The 1547-nt window shown below is 42.7% G+C and carries 1 protein-coding gene; it reads left to right on the top strand.

Annotated elements, in window-relative coordinates:
- Positions 1–1320, top strand: a 1320-nt coding sequence (locus F6K51_RS37000; protein WP_293031089.1) for an ATP-binding protein, incomplete at its 5' end; no start/stop codon positions are given.
- Positions 1321–1547: the final 227 nt, after the last annotated feature.

The raw sequence follows: 1547 nt of genomic DNA, 5'->3' as shown, positions 1-1547 counted from the left end.
CCCTTTGAACAAGAAGAGGTATTAGCTAGAGTCAGGCTCCATTTGAAACTAAATTTTTTGACAAAAACCCTCGCTGAACAAAACGCCTATCTCCAAGACGCTAAACAAAAAGCAGAAGTAGCTAACCAAGCTAAAAGTGAATTCCTAGCTAACATGAGCCATGAACTCCGTACTCCCCTCAATGGTATTCTAGGATATGCTCAAATTCTCCAACGTGATGCGGCTAAAGCCGCTTCCAAAGGTGAACGAAATTTAACCCCCAAGCAACTCGAAGGCTTAAAAATTATTCAGAAAAGCGGTAGCAATCTGTTGACTTTGATCAACGATATCTTAGACTTATCCAAAATCGAAGCTGGTAAAATGGCACTCTATCCCACAGAATTTAATCTACCAACCTTCTTAGAGGAAGTTGTGGGAATCATCCGCATGCGAGCTACTGAAAAAGATATTGTGTTGAGATTTCAACAAAAAAGTAACTTGCCGACTGGTGTTAAGGCAGATGAGAAACGGCTCCGACAGGTACTGATAAACTTGTTAGACAATGCAGTAAAATTTACCGACCAAGGCAACGTAACTTTCAATGTTGGAGTGATTCAAGACCAAAACCCTACCTCCCTTGATCAGGGGAAAGATTCCAAAATCCAACATCGGACGATTCGCTTTGAGGTGATTGATACCGGGATAGGAATTAGCCCTCAACAATTAGAGAATATTTTCCAACCCTTTGAACAAACGGGGGATAGCAAATATCGGGCAGCTGGAAGCGGCTTAGGCTTAGCCATATCTCGGCAGTTGGTGGAATTGATGGGAAGCCAACTAAACGTTAAAAGCGAGTTAAGTAAGGGGTCAATGTTTTGGTTTGATGTTGCCTTACCTGTGGTTAAAGTTACCGAAGCAAAACGGAATATTGCAGGTCAAGTGATGGGTTACCACGGAAAACGACGCAAACTGCTAGTGGTGGATGATAACAAAGAAAATCGGTTGGTATTACTCAACATGCTTGAACCGTTAGGCTTTGAGGTGGTAACCGCAGACAATGGTCAGCAGGGATTGGATGTCGCCATAACCATCCGACCCGATCTGATTTTGACTGATTTATTCATGCCGGTCAAAACTGCTTTTACCATGGTGCCAGAAATTCGGGAAATACCCGATCTGAAAAATGTGCCGATCATTGCCCTTTCAGCCCGTACTTTTGACATAGTCCAGAAGCAGAGTCAGATGCTGGGCTGTGAAGGTTTTATACCGAAACCCGTTGACCAGGATCAGTTACTTGCTTTGTTGGAGCAGCTGTTGCAATTGGAGTGGGTTGATGACTGAGGTACTGTAATATCAAGTTTGGTTGAATACCCATAATTAAGGAGAAGGTGGGAAGTTGGTTCGTGTGGGAAGTGTGGGGAGATGGGGAAATGGGGAAATAGGGTAGATTTTTATTAAAGGTAATTATCCTGACATGATATGAGACCAATTTTCGTAAGCATTCAGCATATGCGCTACGCCCAGATGCTTACCTTTCCCTTTTAACCTTTAACTTTTTTGAGATTTAT

The organism is Moorena sp. SIO3I8, assembly GCF_010692325.1.
GTDB lineage: Bacteria > Cyanobacteriota > Cyanobacteriia > Cyanobacteriales > Coleofasciculaceae > Moorena.
Note: the sequence above shows the minus strand (reverse complement) of the source record. Positions and strands in the feature narration are given on the sequence as shown.